This is a genomic window from Pseudoalteromonas sp. DY56-GL22 (assembly GCF_041414715.1).
In the GTDB taxonomy this organism is placed as follows: domain Bacteria; phylum Pseudomonadota; class Gammaproteobacteria; order Enterobacterales; family Alteromonadaceae; genus Pseudoalteromonas; species Pseudoalteromonas simplex.
In genome coordinates this window covers 749,522-765,289 of sequence record NZ_JANHZR010000001.1, presented here as the reverse complement: position 1 = coordinate 765,289, position 15,768 = coordinate 749,522, and the positions used below count along the sequence as shown (strand labels likewise).

At 41.4% G+C, this 15,768-nt stretch carries 13 protein-coding genes and 1 pseudogene; 5 read left to right on the top strand and 9 right to left on the bottom strand.

Features of this window, described 5'->3' with window-relative positions:
* Positions 1-5: 5 nt before the first annotated feature.
* Positions 6-1,085 carry a M24 family metallopeptidase gene (locus NO991_RS03270; RefSeq protein ID WP_371351676.1) on the bottom strand — a complete coding sequence of 360 codons (1,080 nt, stop codon included), beginning with the start codon at positions 1,083-1,085 and terminating at the stop codon, positions 6-8.
* A 129-nt stretch (positions 1,086-1,214) separates the two neighbouring features.
* Here NO991_RS03270 and NO991_RS03265 point away from each other — a divergent pair, with 129 nt between their 5' ends.
* Both NO991_RS03265 and NO991_RS03260 read left to right on the top strand, forming a co-directional pair.
* Positions 1,215-2,435, top strand: a complete 1,221-nt coding sequence (locus tag NO991_RS03265; RefSeq protein ID WP_300545655.1) for a Xaa-Pro peptidase family protein — start codon at positions 1,215-1,217, stop codon at positions 2,433-2,435.
* 152 nt (positions 2,436-2,587) lie between these two features.
* Positions 2,588-3,994, top strand: a complete 1,407-nt coding sequence (locus NO991_RS03260; RefSeq protein ID WP_175080086.1) for a YfcC family protein — start codon at positions 2,588-2,590, stop codon at positions 3,992-3,994.
* Between the two features lie 222 nt (positions 3,995-4,216).
* On the opposite strand, the gene NO991_RS03255 is transcribed toward NO991_RS03260, so the two are convergent.
* Both NO991_RS03255 and NO991_RS03250 read right to left on the bottom strand, forming a co-directional pair.
* A complete protein-coding gene (locus tag NO991_RS03255; RefSeq protein WP_300360856.1) occupies positions 4,217-4,546 on the bottom strand; it encodes a HigA family addiction module antitoxin in 330 nt (109 codons plus the stop codon).
* Between the two features lie 10 nt (positions 4,547-4,556).
* Positions 4,557-4,796, bottom strand: a pseudogene (locus NO991_RS03250) (type II toxin-antitoxin system RelE/ParE family toxin); the annotation flags it as partial.
* A 481-nt stretch (positions 4,797-5,277) separates the two neighbouring features.
* Between NO991_RS03250 and NO991_RS03245 the strand changes: the two are divergent.
* Together NO991_RS03245 and NO991_RS03240 are read left to right on the top strand one after the other, a co-directional pair.
* On the top strand, positions 5,278-5,772 hold the full coding sequence (locus tag NO991_RS03245; protein WP_300360877.1) for a GNAT family N-acetyltransferase: 495 nt from the start codon (positions 5,278-5,280) through the stop codon (positions 5,770-5,772).
* A 188-nt stretch (positions 5,773-5,960) separates the two neighbouring features.
* Positions 5,961-6,185, top strand: coding sequence for a hypothetical protein (locus NO991_RS03240; protein ID WP_300360858.1), 225 nt, complete (start codon positions 5,961-5,963; stop codon positions 6,183-6,185).
* A gap of 643 nt (positions 6,186-6,828) precedes the next feature.
* Here NO991_RS03240 and ppiC read toward each other — a convergent pair.
* The 6 genes from ppiC to NO991_RS03210 all read right to left on the bottom strand — a co-directional run bounded on the left by ppiC (position 6,829) and on the right by NO991_RS03210 (position 14,697).
* Positions 6,829-7,107: a peptidylprolyl isomerase PpiC gene (gene ppiC / locus NO991_RS03235; RefSeq protein WP_055021968.1), complete on the bottom strand. Its 279-nt coding sequence runs from the start codon at positions 7,105-7,107 to the stop codon at positions 6,829-6,831.
* A 63-nt stretch (positions 7,108-7,170) separates the two neighbouring features.
* Positions 7,171-7,725 (bottom strand): lysoplasmalogenase, encoded by a 555-nt coding sequence (locus NO991_RS03230; protein ID WP_300545649.1) that lies wholly within the window; start codon positions 7,723-7,725, stop codon positions 7,171-7,173.
* Between the two features lie 217 nt (positions 7,726-7,942).
* Positions 7,943-8,965, bottom strand: a complete 1,023-nt coding sequence (locus tag NO991_RS03225) for a zinc-binding dehydrogenase (RefSeq protein ID WP_288343834.1) — start codon at positions 8,963-8,965, stop codon at positions 7,943-7,945.
* Between the two features lie 13 nt (positions 8,966-8,978).
* Positions 8,979-10,385 (bottom strand): TolC family protein, encoded by a 1,407-nt coding sequence (locus tag NO991_RS03220; RefSeq protein ID WP_300420628.1) that lies wholly within the window; start codon positions 10,383-10,385, stop codon positions 8,979-8,981.
* Positions 10,378-13,524, bottom strand: coding sequence for an efflux RND transporter permease subunit (locus tag NO991_RS03215; RefSeq protein WP_209328381.1), 3,147 nt, complete (start codon positions 13,522-13,524; stop codon positions 10,378-10,380). Before NO991_RS03215 ends, NO991_RS03220 begins: the two co-directional genes overlap by 8 nt.
* Positions 13,525-13,530: 6 nt before the next feature.
* On the bottom strand, positions 13,531-14,697 hold the full coding sequence (locus NO991_RS03210; protein WP_371351675.1) for an efflux RND transporter periplasmic adaptor subunit: 1,167 nt from the start codon (positions 14,695-14,697) through the stop codon (positions 13,531-13,533).
* Between the two features lie 118 nt (positions 14,698-14,815).
* Between NO991_RS03210 and NO991_RS03205 the strand changes: the two genes are divergently transcribed.
* A complete protein-coding gene (locus NO991_RS03205) occupies positions 14,816-15,760 on the top strand; it encodes a LysR family transcriptional regulator (RefSeq protein WP_054552136.1) in 945 nt (314 codons plus the stop codon).
* Positions 15,761-15,768: the final 8 nt, after the last annotated feature.

Sequence of the window (15,768 nt, the reverse complement as noted above, 5' to 3'; positions counted from 1 at the left end):
AAGCACTAGATTATAAATGGCTTAGGCGCATGGGTTAACACCTCAAAACCAGATTCGGTGATAACTATGTCATCTTCTAAGCGCACACCACCATAGCCTGGTATATAAATGCCGGGCTCAATGGTGATCACATTACCCACTTCAAGGTTGTAGTCTGTCAGAGTATTGATAAATGGCACTTCATGTAAAAACAGCCCTAAACCATGGCCAAGGCCTTTACCTGCGTATTCGCCAAAGCCCGCATCAGTAATCACCTTATTTGATATGGCATTTAAATCTAAACAATTAACACCCGGTTTAACCATTTCAAGTGCAGCATTTTGCGCATCAAGTACGGTATTATAAATACGGGTTTGTTTTTCTGATGCTTCACCAATAATGTAACTACGAGTCATATCAGAGCGATAGCCATTTACAACTGCACCAAAATCAAGGGTTACAAAGTCACCTTGCTTTAAAACCTGATCTGACGGGTTACCATGCGGCAAGGCTGAGCGCTCTGCAAACAGCATGATGGTGGCAAACGACATTCCTTCTGAACCAAGCTTTTGCATTCTAAATTCAAGCTCTAAGGCAAGGTCACGCTCGGTTACACCCGGTTTAAAATAAGGCAGCGTTTGTGCTAATGCTTCATCAGCGATGGCCGCAGCAGCTTTAATTTGTGCAACTTCCCAGCTATCTTTAACGCGCCTTAGTTTTTCAATTAAGCCGTTTACCGCTGTTAATGTGTGGCCGCTTAGCTCATCTGCCACACCTTGCCAAATGGCTACCGTGACATAACTTGCATCAAATGCGACATGGCTGTTTGGGTTAAGGTGCCTGTTAATACAATGACCAAGGGTTTCGTTGTCTCTGTCTCGACAAACAACCTCAAACCCTGTTGTTTCTGCAACTGCACGTTGGTGGTATCGGTAATCAGTGATCAACACACACGCATCTTGAGTAATTAATGCATAAGCAGCATTACCGCTAAAACCACTTAAGTAACGAATATTTTCATGACCAAGTACTAACATGGCGCTGTAACCTTGTTGCTCTAGCAAGGCTTTAAATTCAGCTTGTCTTTTTAAGTAATTAACTTGCATTGTCGCTCCTTATTTTTTGCGCATGCTAACAGTTATGTCCATAAATACGAATATTATGCGATTAGTCGCAGTGAGTTTGCATCAACTGTTTACTCAAGCCACAATGCAGAAAAAACCAAGGAGTACACAATGACAACATATGGTATTGGCACACAAACGCCAGAGCAGGCGCTTGACTCTTTGTCAGATATGACAACAGATTTAACCCCTATTCAAAATGACGAATTTCATGCGCGTATCGCAAAAGCACAAGCGTATATGCAAGCAAACAACATTGATGCAATTTATTTAAATGCAGGCACTAACCTAGCCTATTTTACAGGGATGCGTTGGTACGCAAGTGAGCGTTTAGTTGGCGCTATTTTACCTGCAAAAGGTGATGTTCAATATATAGCGCCGTTTTTTGAAATCGGCAGCTTAAATGATTTTATGGTGATTGACGGCCCAATTCGTGGTTGGCAAGAGCACGAAAACCCTTACCAATTGTGTGTTGAAGTACTGTCAGAAATGGGCATTAGCAAAACAGGCACCCTTGGTATTGATGAAAGCGCACAGTTTTTCATCTACGACGGCATTAATAAAGCTAACGGCAATTACAACATTGTTAACGCACAGTGCGTTACAGCTCACTGCCGCATGCATAAATCAGCCAATGAACTTGCCTTAATGCAACGTGCTATGGACATGACTTTAGAAGTACACAAAGCAACGGCAAGTATGCTTTATGAAGGCATTACCACCACTGAGGTTGAAGCCTTTATTAAAAAGGCGCACCAAAAAGTCGGCGCGCCGGGTAACTATTTTTGTATTGTGCTATTTGGTGTTGCGTCTTCTTTCCCGCATGGCGTTAAAAACCCGCAGACCCTTAAAAAAGGTGACGTGGTACTGATTGATACTGGCTGTAAAGTACATGATTACCTCTCTGATATTACCCGTACTTATGTATTTGGTGAAGCAACCGAACGTCAACGCATGTTTTGGCAACACGAGAAAAATGCCCAACTTGCTGCTTTTGCTGCCGCAAAAAATGGTGTGGCATGTGGCAAAGTAGACGATGCTGCAAGACAGTACCTTGCCGAAAATGGCATGGGACCAGAGTATCAAACACCAGGCTGCCCACATAGAACCGGCCATGGCATTGGTTTAGATATTCATGAATGGCCATACCTTGTGGGTGGTAACCCTACTCCACTCGCAACAGGTATGTGTTTTAGCAATGAACCTATGATTGTCGTACCTGATGAGTTTGGTATTCGCTTAGAAGATCACTTTTATATGACAGACGAAGGTCCGCGTTGGTTTACCGAGCCTGCTCATAGCATCGATGACCCATTTGGGTTAGCTAAATAAAATTCAAATAAACTTTATAAGGCCAGTTTTCTGGCCTTTTTTGTATCTGAATTATTACAATCATTAACAGTGTGGACATTTTAGAGACAACCTATCCGCTTTTATCATGTTATGATTTCAAGAATTTAACCTAACATAATTACGGAGAATAAATGGGTTTACGTTTTAAAGTTCCACATACCCTGATACTGCTGCTGGGCATGATGGTTGTTGCGCTTATTGCTACCTGGTTAGTACCACAAGGTTTTTTCACTACTACATTAAGTGAATCAGGCCGAGAAATGGTTGTTGCGGGCACCTATCAAACGGTTGCTGAGCGCCATTACTTAACTCCATGGGATTTATTACAAGCCATACCTCGCGCTTTTGCTGCTGCTCAAGATGTTATTTTCTTTGTGTTAATTGTTGGCGGTGTATTAGCTGTTGCACGTGCCACAGGCACTGTTGATGCGCTCATTGGTAGGCTTTTAGAGCGACACGGTAAAAAACCGCAACGATTAATCTTTATGGTGGTGTTTTGCTTTGCCTTAGCATCAAGCAGTATTGGTACCGCCGGCGAATATATTCCTTTTGTTATTATTCTCGTCGCGCTTTGTAAGGCAATGCGCCTAGATGCAATGACTGCCGTAGGGATGATAGTCGCAGGTTATGGTATTGGTTATGGTGTTTCGGCATTTAACCCATTTACGGTATTAATCGCACAGCAAATTGCCGGTATTCCTGTTTACTCTGGTCTGTGGTTACGTTTAGCTATATTTATTCCATTTGTGCTCATTGGTTTTCATCATGTTTGGCAATACACCAAAAAAGTAGCGAACGATCCGTCTAAATCGATGATGATTGGCGTGCCTTGCCCACTCGAAAATCAAACAGCAACAAGTTACCCAGCACTTGCCCTGCGCCATAAACTAGTTTTAGGCAGCTTTATTATTACCCTAGCAATTGCAGTGTGGGGCATCGCAACGAAGGGCTGGTATTTATACGAGCTAGGCGGTGTTTTTATTGCATGGGGTGTAGTTGTAGCAATTTTAGGCAAACTATCTGCTGATGAAGCAGCAAACAAATTTATAGAAGGTGTGTCTGATCTTGTTACTACCGCAGTGTTAATTGGTGTTGCACGTGGTATCGCACTTATTTTAGAAGACGGCCAAATCCTGCATAGCCTTGTACATGGCATGTCGTTACCGCTTTCTTATGTATCAGCAGAAATATCAGCAATTGGCATGCTGGTTATTCAAACCCTGCTTAATACCTTTATTCCTTCTGGTTCAGGGCAAGCTTATGTCACCATGCCACTGATGGCGCCACTAGGTGATTTAGTTGGTGTACCAAGACAAGTTGCCGTACTTGCTTATCAATTTGGTGATGGCTTTTCAAATATGATCATTCCGACCAATGCTGTACTTATGGGCATTTTAGGCATGGCTGGTGTGCCTTACGGCCATTGGTTTAGATTCTGTTTACCACTACTAATTAAATTAATGGTCGCAGCATCGGTTGTATTAGTATTAGCTGTAATGTTCGGCTATGGCTTAGATGTGCAGCCCACCCTAAATTAAGTTAGTTGAGTGAGCTAATTGGCTCCTAAATTAATGATGCACGCTAACACCTATGTGTTAGCGTGGCTCTTAGCATTACTTGCCACAAATAATTGTCAGATGAAAAGCTAATTATAAAAACTTCTGTACGAAAGCTTTTAACTCGTCTTTCTCAGCTTCACTAGCAAATGAATTTGCCGTAATGATCAAGATTGTGGATTAACAATATACGTTATGAATTCTTTAAATAGTTTGTGATGTACGTAGTGAAGTTTCTTTAGCAGAAAGTAAGGGTTTTACAGATTTAGCCTCTTCTTGATAACGGTTTCTCGTATCCCATAAATCTATGGAGTGCTGGATATTAAGCCAAAACTCTGGGGTATTCCCTAACGCAGCAGCTAGCTTAATTGCAAGTGACGCCGTTAAGCTACCGCCATTAATCAAGTTACTAACTGTATTTCTATGCACACCCATTGCTTCAGCTAAAATTTTTGATGTAATGCCCATAGGCTCCAAAAACTCTAGCTTCAGCATTTCACCTACACTCACTGGACGACGCTTTGTAATACGCATAACCCTTACCTCAATACTTATGAGGGTCTAAATAGGTGTTTTCTGCTACACCATCAACCCACTTAAAAATCAATCGATACTGTTTGTTCACTCGTATTGAACACCAATCTTTCAAGTTACCTTCAAGGTGTTCAAACCGGTTACCTGGTGGTACTCTTAAGTCAGATTCAGCCTTCGCTGCATCTAATATTTCTAGCTTACGATATAAAGCATTCTCGATAACCTTAGGGATTAATCGATGACGCTTATCCTCTTCATAGAATGCTTAGAGCCACTCATCCTTAAAATCTACAGCCATATCCTTGCACTGTCCTATTGTGCATCAGTACAAAAATGATAGCGCACAGTCATAATGTGCACAACATATACGTTTAAAAATCACTCTAGGCATTTTTGTCGTGTATAAACTTATTCGTAGAAAACCATTTTTCAATATAAATGAGTTGGTCCTGAAGGACAGTTCTGTGCCAAAATCAGAAAATAAGCCGCAACTTGCTTATACTTTTCTATTTCGTCAAAGTAAATTACTTTCATAGTCAGGAAAACGACCCTATCGCTGGTTTTCGTCCTGAGACAAACGCTAGAACCACAGCATTTTAGTAATATTGGCAATTACTTAAGAATTTTGTTACTAATTAGTCATTCAGAGAAGCGAGCGACGCTATGGTAGTAAAACGTGCGATTCGATCGCTATAAACATATTATGTCTCGAGGAATTGATATTGAATGTAGTGGAAACTGAGAGACTATGTATTCGTAAGATTACTGATGCGGATGCTCAAGAACTTTCGAAAGTATTAGCAGACTCTGAAGTAATGAAATACTCCACTGTGGGAGTTCATTCCGAACAACAAATTCATGATTATATTGCAAACTACCAGAAGCAATATTACCAAAATGGTTATGGACACTGGGCTATTTATGATTCCAGTACTTTTGATTTTATCGGCATTTGTGGCCTAAATAAACATGAGATAGATTCAGGTGAAGTTATACATATCAGCTACCGTTTAGCTCCTAACCAACAAGGTAAAGGTTATGCTGCTGAATCTACGCTCGGAATTTTAGACTATGCAAAACACTCATTAAGGCTTGATGCAATACATGCACTCATCGAGCCTGAGAATGTCAGCTCTGTTAAAGTTGTAAACCGAACAGGCTTTGAGTTTATTGAAACTTCATCATTTCGTGGTTTTATAATAGATGTTTATCAAGTGCTTTTATAAGAACGAGGTATAACAATGTTTTAAAGTCGGACTCGCAACAGTTTGTTAGGTCCACTACGTTTCACATCTTAGCAAACTATTACTCGCCGCTTAAAACGGCGTTAGTGAATAAAAGTATGAGTTAATCTGTTCGAAAGGATATATTAATCAAGGCAATAAAAGATCTGGAAGAATCGGGAGATATAGTCGTGGTTAATCCAACAGAAAATACCGTAGCCAATAAACTACATGAAATAATTCAAGAGGTTTCACCTAATATGATTAATTCACAAGAACTAGGTAGCATCATCAATACGTTAAACGCGCACAATCTAGGCTTTGATCTAGACGAGAATGATTTTCAAAATATTATAGGTATCACCAAAGGCGAACTTAAAATTGCAGCAAATAAGTTAAAGGCAACCGAATGGTAAATCATATTAAAATGCATTTAAAGGCGGACGAAAATAGACTTGGCTTGTGCTCCTTCGTCACAATTTATAGACAACGATTTTTGCCGCTCAAAACGGCGCGTGCTGTTTAAGGTTATGAACAATCAATTAATTAGCGCCTACCTAGCTGTATTAAGCTTTGCACCCATTTGGGTATGGTTGTCAGTAGTTCATTGCAAAAAATGGAGTTGGTTTGAACTGGTTTTGCTTATCTTGCCTTTATTAGTACCAGCAATTGTGTTTATTTTGATGATGACCACCAAGTCCAAAAAAAGGTGGTTTGTAATCCCACTCATTTTGTCGCTAATAGAGATTGTTGGACATTTTATACTTTTTATTAAACTCGGCTTTGGGAGATGCATACATTAAATTTTCTACTAGTCCAATATGTTGCTTCATTGTATAGCTGTGTATCAGCTAACAAATTAGTGAATGTATACTTCGTCCCTATTAGGCACTCCATAGACCTACAATGCGTAGCTGATTTATGTGCTGGAGTAGCACAAAATCAGCAACTACGTTTCGGCACGTTACTAAAGCGTTACCGAATAAATACTTAAACTCATTATTGATAAGTATTTAATGCTAAAAATGTGTCTTTTGATATTTAGACCAGCTTTTAACTTTACGTTCTGTATAGCACTTTAATTACATGCCAACCAAAGCGCGTTTTCACTAAATGAGGTTCTAAGATTTCGCCGCTGAATGCTACTTTGTCAAACTGTGGTACCATTTGACCGCGTCTGAATTCACCCAAATCGCCGCCTTTTTTACCCGACGGACAGGTTGAATGTTTTTTAGCTAAAGTCTGAAACTTAGCACCTTTTTTTAGTTGCTTGATAATGTCTTCAGCTTGTTCTTTATGTTTAACAAGAATGTGCAGTGCGTGCGCTGTATTTGCCATGGAAAATCTCGAAAATTAAAACGCGCATATTTTATCACGGCAATCACCACTGAGCCACTGCGGCTATTTATGTTTACTTGTTGCCTGCAAAAAACCTGTCACCAAACAAAATTGCGCTAAATAATAACTACACATTATTGCGATATCTGCATGCGCTATTTCTAAATAAAAACGGTTAAGGCCAAGAATAGAGTCTGATATAACAAACACGGCCCCACCTAACACTAAAAAGCCGTTCGATTTATCCGTCATCCAAGTAAGGCTTGCCATTATAGTAAGCACCAGCATGTAGAAAAGCACAGGAATGAGCATGTCATTTAAGTTTGGATAGAATAAGCAAAAAACGATGATGGCCAAAAATAGATAAAGAAGTACAACGTCTAGTCGCCAGGTTTTAATTGGCAACATGGTAATGATATAAAAGGTATGGCTTATAAAAAATACCGCTAAACCGCCTATAAACAGTTGCCCTGTATCAAGGGCTAGCAGCACATCACCTAGTGCTGAAAAACTAAGAGCGAATAATAAAGTAATAAAAGTACGATTTTGTAACTGACTACGCCCTTTTAACACCATCACGATCAACAGGCCGATTGGTAATGTTTTAAATAGTGCCATAATAGGCTGAGGAAATGCTGGTATAAAGAGCAGTAAAGCAATGTAAACCGAGCTTAGGATTAGAAAGAGAATGTTCATATTCTTATTATTGTTATTTGTTCCCAATAACGAGAATAGCAAGCTTTGCTTTAAATGTTTATAAAAATAAACTGAACACAAAAATGGCACAGATTGCACTGACCATCAAACAAGATGACTGGGCAGTGAGTTTGCAAGATTAGCCGCTTACCTGCACAACTTGTTTACCGGTAAAGCCACCAGCAAGTTGTTTATTTAAAGCAGCTGAAACAGCCTCGGCGGTAAAATCAACAGCATGAATTTGCGGTAATTTGATCTCGCCACGGGCTGCATTATCGAGTAATAAGTTACCCATAAAGCTCAGCTTTTGCTGCGCACATAAGCTATTTGCAAGCCAAGCTCCACCTAACGATACAATGCCAATATTTGGTGCGCGTCTAAACATAAGTTCTTGTTCAAACTTAGGTAACTCATTTAAACAGGCAATACGACCACAAAAGCGCATTAGCTCAACGTTACGAATGGTAGTATCGCCACCAATACAATCAAGCACCGCATCAAAGCCTTGCGGGCCTAATTCACGGCGAATTTTATCTTCAAGTTTTGGGTCTTTGTAGTCAAACACCACATCAGCACCTAATTGCTTAAGTAACTTATGATTGTGTTTGCTGGCAGTGGTAAACACGGTGGCACCACGTTGCTTAGCAAATTGAATAGCGAATTGACCAACGCCACCCGCACCTGCATCAATAAACAGTGAATCCCCTTCGCTTAGCTGCAACTTATCAAGGGCAATTAATGCCGTCATACCTGAACAAGGTAAGGTTGCAGCATCTGCCGGTGATACGTTATCTGGCACAACCGAAACCGCATAGTTTGGTACCGTTGTGTATTCAGATAAAACACCTTGGTCGCCAAGGCTGGCGTGCCATACAACACGTGCGCCAACACCTGGGAATACACCTTTACTTGCCTGAACAACCACACCAACAGCATCATGACCTAGTACATGAGGGTAATGCCATTTACAAAAACCTTGTTTTGCAAAGTTGGCATCACCATGATTTAAGCCTACATATTCAACTTTAACCAAAAGCTCATTGCCTTCAGGGCTCGGTACTGGCACAGAAAGCTCAGATAACGCTATGGCGTCATTCGGCTCAATCAGTGCAAGCGCGCGCATTGTTGACGGAAGTTCTGTAGTTTGTTGAATATGTGACATTTAATACTCTGGGTTAAAGGTTGTTTAGTTCAAAGCTCCAACGACCATTAAATGCTTGATAAGCACTTACTTTGGCCTGTAATGAAGCAATTGTTGAATCAACAGCGTTCTCTTGTGCTATTAAAACATCCTGTCTCGCATCTAACAACTCTAAGTAAGGAATTTGTCCTTCTTGGTACATTGCTTGAGCTTGACCAAATGCTTTATTCGCATAATTAAAACGTTGATCAGCATAACTTAACTGTTGCTGCTGTTTGACTAGCCTTTGTAAAGTAAGTTCACTATCGCTAATGGCTTTTAATACTTTACTTTGATAGTCACTGTAAGCGGCTTCACTTAAAAATTGCTGTGCATCACGCTGCGCTAATAATGCAGGATAGCTGAGTAAAGACCATTCAACTTTTGGCGTTACTTGCCATTGTTGCACGGTATCTTCTAAGCCATTGCTGGTTAAGCTCACCACACCTGCAAACCCAGCCAGACTAATATCTGGCAGTAATGCTTTTGAGGCGGCAACACTTAGCGAATAAGCCTGACTAAACTGATATAAGGCACTGGTGATATCTGGTCTCAGTGCCATTGCTTCACTGGCTTTAGTAAACGACACGCTAAATTCATGGCTTAATAACTCAGGCTCTTCAATCAGTGTTATATCGCTTGCAAGTCGCCCTGTTAGCACCGCAAGGGTTGCGAGGTCACGATATTGCAAGTAGCTAAGCTCAGGAATAAGCGCTTGTTGCTGCTTTAACTGCGCAAGAGTGCGGTTAAGATCAAGCTCATTCGCAACCCCCTCTTCTACTCGCGCTTTGAGCACATCAATACTTTGCTCGAGCGCCTCGATTTGCATTTCAATAATCGCTTGCTTTTGCACATTACCTTGATAGCTGACATAGCCTTGCACCACGGCAGAAACCACTTCAACCTGTAATGCTCTTAGCTGCTCCGCTTGGTTTAATGCACCCGCATTAGCAGCATCGACAAGCGCGGTAATACGACCAAACAAATCAAGCTGCCAATTAACATTAACGCCTGCGTTTGATTGGCGCGAAATTGCGCCATCTAAGCTGCTGCGTTCTGCGCCTACACTTAGGCTGCCCTGCGGATAATAATCCGCGCGGGCTGCACCTAAACGGGCAATGGCTGCATCAAGTTGAAGTTGACTGGTTTTTAGGTCGTGATTCATTGCTAATGCATCTGTCACTAAATTGTTTAACTGCGCTGAATCTAAACGGCGCCACCAGTTATTTTCGCTCGCACCTTCGTTTTGTTCACCAATTTGTGTATCACTTACAAATTGTGTCAGGCTCACTTGCTGCTCTTGCATATCGACGCTTTGTGCGCAGCCTGCAAGTGCTCCGGCTAATAGCATTGCACTAACTAGTTTGCCGTGTTTAAAGATTCCATGAAGAGGCTTATGCATCATGTTGCTCCTTCTGCGATTTTTTAGTGACTAACATATAAAACACCGGGGTGAACAATAAGCCGAACACAGTTACACCAATCATGCCTGAGAACACTGCGTTACCCATGGCATGACGCATCTCTGCACCTGCACCTGTGGCTAAAACAAGAGGTACAACACCTGCTGTAAAGGCAATTGACGTCATTAAAATTGGGCGAAGTCGTAAGCGACACGCTTTGATGATAGCTTCAAGATGAGATAGCCCCGTTTTATGCTGATCTCGTGCAAACTCTACCATCAAGATGGCGTTTTTACTTGCAAGTGCAACCAGTACGATTAATGCGATTTGCGTAAAGATGTTGTTGTCATCACCAACAAACCACACACCTAATAAGGCCGAGAAAATCGTCATAGGCACAATCAGAATAATAGCCAGTGGTAATCTTAAGCTCTCGTATTGCGCAGCAAGTACCATAAATACAAGCAATACAACCAGTGGGAAAACATACACCATGGTATTACCCGCTAATATTTGCTGATAAGTTACTTCTGTCCACTCAAACTCAATACCATTTGGTAATGTATCGGCAAGGATTGCTTCAATCGCATGTTGCGCTTGATCAGAGCTATAACCTGGTGCTGGGCTACCATTTAATTCAGCTGTAGGGTAACCATTGTAGTGCATTACACGATCTGGGCCTGTTGTTGGTGTGACCGTTAATACAGAGCCTAATGGCACCATTTCACCCATGCGGTTACGTACTTTAAGATTCAAGATTTGCTCAGGATCTTGGCGGTAATCAGCATCAGCTTGCGCATTAACCTGATATGTACGACCAAACAAGTTAAAGTCATTCACGTACACAGAACCTAAGTACACTTGTAGGGCATTGAATACTTCATCAAGTGGAATACCTTGGATAAGCGCTTGCTCACGGTCAATGTCGATATCCATTTGCGGTACTTGAATTCTAAAGCTTGAATAAAGCCCCATTAATGCTGGGTCTTGCTGCGCTTTCGCAATGGTTGCTTGTAAACTGTTAAAGAGTGCTTCAAAGCCTTTGTTTGCACGGTCTTCAATTTGCAGTTTAAAGCCACCCGTTGTACCTAAACCTTGAATTGGCGGTGGCGGGAATACCGCAACAAATGCTTCATCAATACTAGCAAACTTCTGATTTAACTGAGCCGCAATCGCCATTGCCGACATGCTCGGATCTTGACGCTCTTCAAAAGGGGCAAGCGGTGTAAATACAATGCCGCTATTAGGGCTATTTGTAAAACCATTCACCGATAAACCAGGAAACGATACTGTGTTTGCAACACCCGGTACTTGTAATGCAATTTTTTCCATTTCTTGCACGACTTCTTGAGTTCTGTCTAAGCTTGCCGCATCGGGTAACTGTGCAACAGCCACTAAATACTGCTTATCTTGCTGTGGGATAAAACCACCTGGTACTGCGTCAAACAATTTTACTGTGCCACCAACAAGTGCAACATAAGCAACTAATACAATCACACTCATACGAATTAGCTTTTGTACCAGCTTTTCGTAGCCATTGGCGCCTTTATCAAATAAGCGGTTAAAAGGTTTAAATAACCAGTTACCAAATACACGGTTTAATAGCTTAGTTAAACGATCTGGTTTTGCATCATGACCTTTTAATAGTAACGCCGATAACGCAGGCGATAGTGTTAACGAGTTAAACGCTGAGATAACCGTCGAAATAGTAATGGTTAAAGCAAATTGTTTATAAAATTGACCAGATAAACCCGTAATAAATGCCGTTGGAATAAATACCGCACACAATACAAGTGCAATGGCGATAATTGGCCCTGTTACTTCTGTCATTGCAACACGGGTTGCTTCAAGTGGCGATAAGCCCTGCTCGATATTACGCTCAACGTTCTCAACCACAACAATGGCATCATCAACAACAATACCAATGGCAAGAACCAAACCGAATAGCGATAAGGTATTAATCGAAACCCCCAACCATTGCATAACCGCAAACGTACCAATCAAAGATACCGGTACTGCAATCAGTGGGATTACTGATGCACGCCAAGTTTGTAAGAACACCACAACAACGATTACAACTAATGCAATTGCTTCTAGTAGCGTTTTAATAACAGCATCAATTGAACCGCGTACGAATACAGTTGGGTCATAAACAATGTCGTATTCAACACCTGCCGGAAAGTCTTTTGATAATACTTTCATGGTTTCACGCACTTGATCAGAAAGCTCAATCGCATTTGAACCTGGGCGCTGGAAAATCGGCATTGCAAGCGCAGGTTGACCATCTAACATCGCTCTTAATGCATAGGTGTTTTGGCCTAATTCAAGGCGTGCTACATCACTTAGGCGTGTAAGCTGACCTTGGTCACCTACTTTGATGATCACATTTTCAAATTCTTCTTGTGAGCTTAAGCGCCCTTTTACATTCATCAGAATTTGAAATTGATTACTTTTCGAGGTAGGTTGCGCACCTAAACTACCCGCAGCAACCTGTTGGTTCTGAGCGCGTAATGCATTTACTACGTCCATTGCTGTTAAATCGCGAGCAGAGAGTGCATCAGGGTTAAGCCAAACACGCATTGAATATTGACCACCACCAAACATTTGCACATCACCCACACCGCCTAAGCGCGCAATTTGGTCTTTGATATACAAATCAGCATAGTTCGCTAAGTAGGTCGTATCATGTGTTTTTTCAGGCGAGTACAAATGCACCACCATGGTTAAATCAGGTGATGATTTTTCGGCTACAACACCTAAACGCTGAACTTCTTGCGGTAAGCGTGGTAGTGCACTATTGACACGATTTTGCACTTGAACTTGTGCACGGTCTAAATCAGTACCTAATGCAAAAGTAACTGTTAAAGTCATGCGGCCATCACTGGTTGCTTGTGAAAACATATACAACATGTTTTCTGTACCATTGATTTCTTGCTCAAGTGGCGTTGCCACTGTTTCGGCAATCACCGTTGGGTTAGCACCCGGGTAATTTGCTGTTACTACAACCGTTGGTGGTACAACCTCAGGGTACTCACTCACTGGCAATTGAAATAGCGAAATTGCCCCTGCAATGAGAAATATAAGCGACAGCATCGCTGCAAAGATGGGTCGCTGGATAAAAAAGTGTGAAAATTTCATTTTGACCTACTGTTTAGCAACCAAATCTGAGTGATTATTTGAAAGAGTAAATGCAATTCCGTCGCTATTGATTGTGACTGTGTTTGGTGAAATTGGCATACCAGGGCCAACACGCGCCGGGCCATTCACAGCAATCACATCGTTTTCGTTTAGTCCTGATGTAATCGCACGTAAACTGCCGTAACGCTCACCCACCGTTACTAATTTGTATTCAAGAACATTGCCTTCACCTACAGTGAGTACAAAGCGATTCTTTAAATCAGTACCAATTGCACGCTCAGGCACAATGACTTTTTCACTTACTTTATTGGCAGCAAGCTTAATACGTGCAAATGAGCCCGCACGTAATTGTTGTTCATCGTTTTCGAACACCGCACGCACACGAAGAGTGCCCGTAGTTTCATTAATTTGGTTATCAATGAAGTTGATTTTGCCATTGAAGTTAAAGCTGGTTTGACCCACTTTTTGCATCACAACCGCTTGTTCACTTTGCGCTGTCACATCAGTAAACGATTGATTCCATGTACGCTCATCAATATCAAAATAAGCATACATTTGCTGGTTTGAAACAATGCTTGTTAACACGCTTTGACCAGCAAGCACGTTATTACCTTTGGTAATATTCGCACGCGATACAACGCCATCAATGGGTGAACGCACTTGAGTAAATTCTAAATCAAGCTCTGCGGCCGTAAGTTCAGCCTGTAGCGCTAGCAATTGCGCTTCGCGTTGTCTTAGCGTTGATTTACGAGACTCAGCTTGCTCCGTTGAAATTGCTTTACGCTCAGTTAAGCGCTCTGCACGTTTTGCTTCACTTTTAGCCTGCTCTAATGCGGCCTTGGCGCTCTCTATCTGCGCTTTTAAGCTATCGACTACTGCTGCAAAAGGGCGTGCATCAAGGGTGAAAAGCAAATCACCTTCTTTAACACTGTCACCTTCTTTAAAGTTAATTTTATCAATCACACCTGAAACACGCGGCATAAGTGCAACCTCTTGCGGTGCCTCTAAACGCGTTGTGTAGGTGTGCCAATTTTGTACTGGCTTTACAAGTACTTGCGCTACATCGATAGGTTGTAATTGTTGCTGCTGCGCTGATTGGCTAGCTTCGCTACCACATCCTGCCAACGTTAAGCTCGCAATGGTCACTGCCACTGCAAGAATAGATTTGTTCATAACGACTCTCCTGTATTTAGATAGGAGACAATGTTACGCAACTAATTAGTGGATAAAAATGATAGATTTTTAAATTCATTAATGCCAGAATTGCACCAATAGAATTTAAGGAACTGCTATGGATACCACCAGCCGCTTATTAATGTTGCTTGAAGTAATTGAACGAGGCTCATTTGCCAAAGCCGCCGAATCTAGAAATATAGATCGCTCAGTTATTTCAAAACAAATTAGCCGCCTCGAAGATGAATTAGGTGTTCGTTTACTAAATCGTACTACACGTTCTTTTTCGTTGACTGCCGCTGGTGCTGAAATGGTAAAAAAAGCAGCTGAACTGAGAGATTTGTTATCAGATACCGTAAGACTTGCTGAAAATTACCACCAAGAACCCCGTGGTACGTTAAAAATTACCTCATCAAGTATTATTGGTAAACGCTATATTCAACCAGTCATTAACGACTTTCAAAAACGCTTTCCGCAAGTTGAGGTGGAACTTCGTTTAGACGACAGGCTGATTGATTTAGTATCAGAAGGCTATGATTTAGCGTTTCGTGTTGGCGAACCAAAAGACTCGTCATTTATTGCCCGTAAAATTGCCCGCAACCGTATGTTGCTGTTGGCATCACCGGAATTTATTGAAACTTACGGTATGCCAAAACAGGTTGAGGATTTAAAAGAACTACCTGCCGCTAGCTATTCAAGCCCAAGTAAACGCATCAGTGGAATTCGTTATCGTAATGCCGATGGCGATATTATTGAGCAAAATATTAAAAGCGTCTTTCGTGCGAACGATGCAGAAGTACTTTTAATGAAAGCTATTTCAGGCAATGCGTATGTTTTGGCGCCGGCATTTATTCTTGACGATGAAGTTAAGCGTGGCGATCTGGTGCCCATTTTAACCGATATGGAATTACTCGATTACAGCGCGGTGTATGCAGTTTACCCACACAGAGACTTACCAGTAAGAACGCGTTTATTCTTTGATGCTATGCGTGAATACATAGGCAAAGATATTCCTATTTGGGAGGCAAACATCCCTGATTTCGACACCATGTACAAAAGCTAAATTTATAA

Bases quoted from the DNA above. Each gene is read 5' to 3' on its own strand.
- NO991_RS03270 (WP_371351676.1), bottom strand. From the start codon at position 1,085: ATGCAAGTTAATTACTTAAAAAGACAAGCTGAATTTAAAGCCTTGCTA.
- NO991_RS03265 (WP_300545655.1), top strand. From the start codon at position 1,215: ATGACAACATATGGTATTGGCACACAAACGCCAGAGCAGGCGCTTGAC.
- NO991_RS03260 (WP_175080086.1), top strand. From the start codon at position 2,588: ATGGGTTTACGTTTTAAAGTTCCACATACCCTGATACTGCTGCTGGGC.
- NO991_RS03255 (WP_300360856.1), bottom strand. From the start codon at position 4,546: ATGCGTATTACAAAGCGTCGTCCAGTGAGTGTAGGTGAAATGCTGAAG.
- ppiC (WP_055021968.1), bottom strand. From the start codon at position 7,107: ATGGCAAATACAGCGCACGCACTGCACATTCTTGTTAAACATAAAGAA.
- NO991_RS03230 (WP_300545649.1), bottom strand. From the start codon at position 7,725: ATGGCACTATTTAAAACATTACCAATCGGCCTGTTGATCGTGATGGTG.
- NO991_RS03225 (WP_288343834.1), bottom strand. From the start codon at position 8,965: ATGTCACATATTCAACAAACTACAGAACTTCCGTCAACAATGCGCGCG.
- NO991_RS03220 (WP_300420628.1), bottom strand. From the start codon at position 10,385: ATGCATAAGCCTCTTCATGGAATCTTTAAACACGGCAAACTAGTTAGT.
- NO991_RS03215 (WP_209328381.1), bottom strand. From the start codon at position 13,524: ATGAAATTTTCACACTTTTTTATCCAGCGACCCATCTTTGCAGCGATG.
- NO991_RS03210 (WP_371351675.1), bottom strand. From the start codon at position 14,697: ATGAACAAATCTATTCTTGCAGTGGCAGTGACCATTGCGAGCTTAACG.
- NO991_RS03205 (WP_054552136.1), top strand. From the start codon at position 14,816: ATGGATACCACCAGCCGCTTATTAATGTTGCTTGAAGTAATTGAACGA.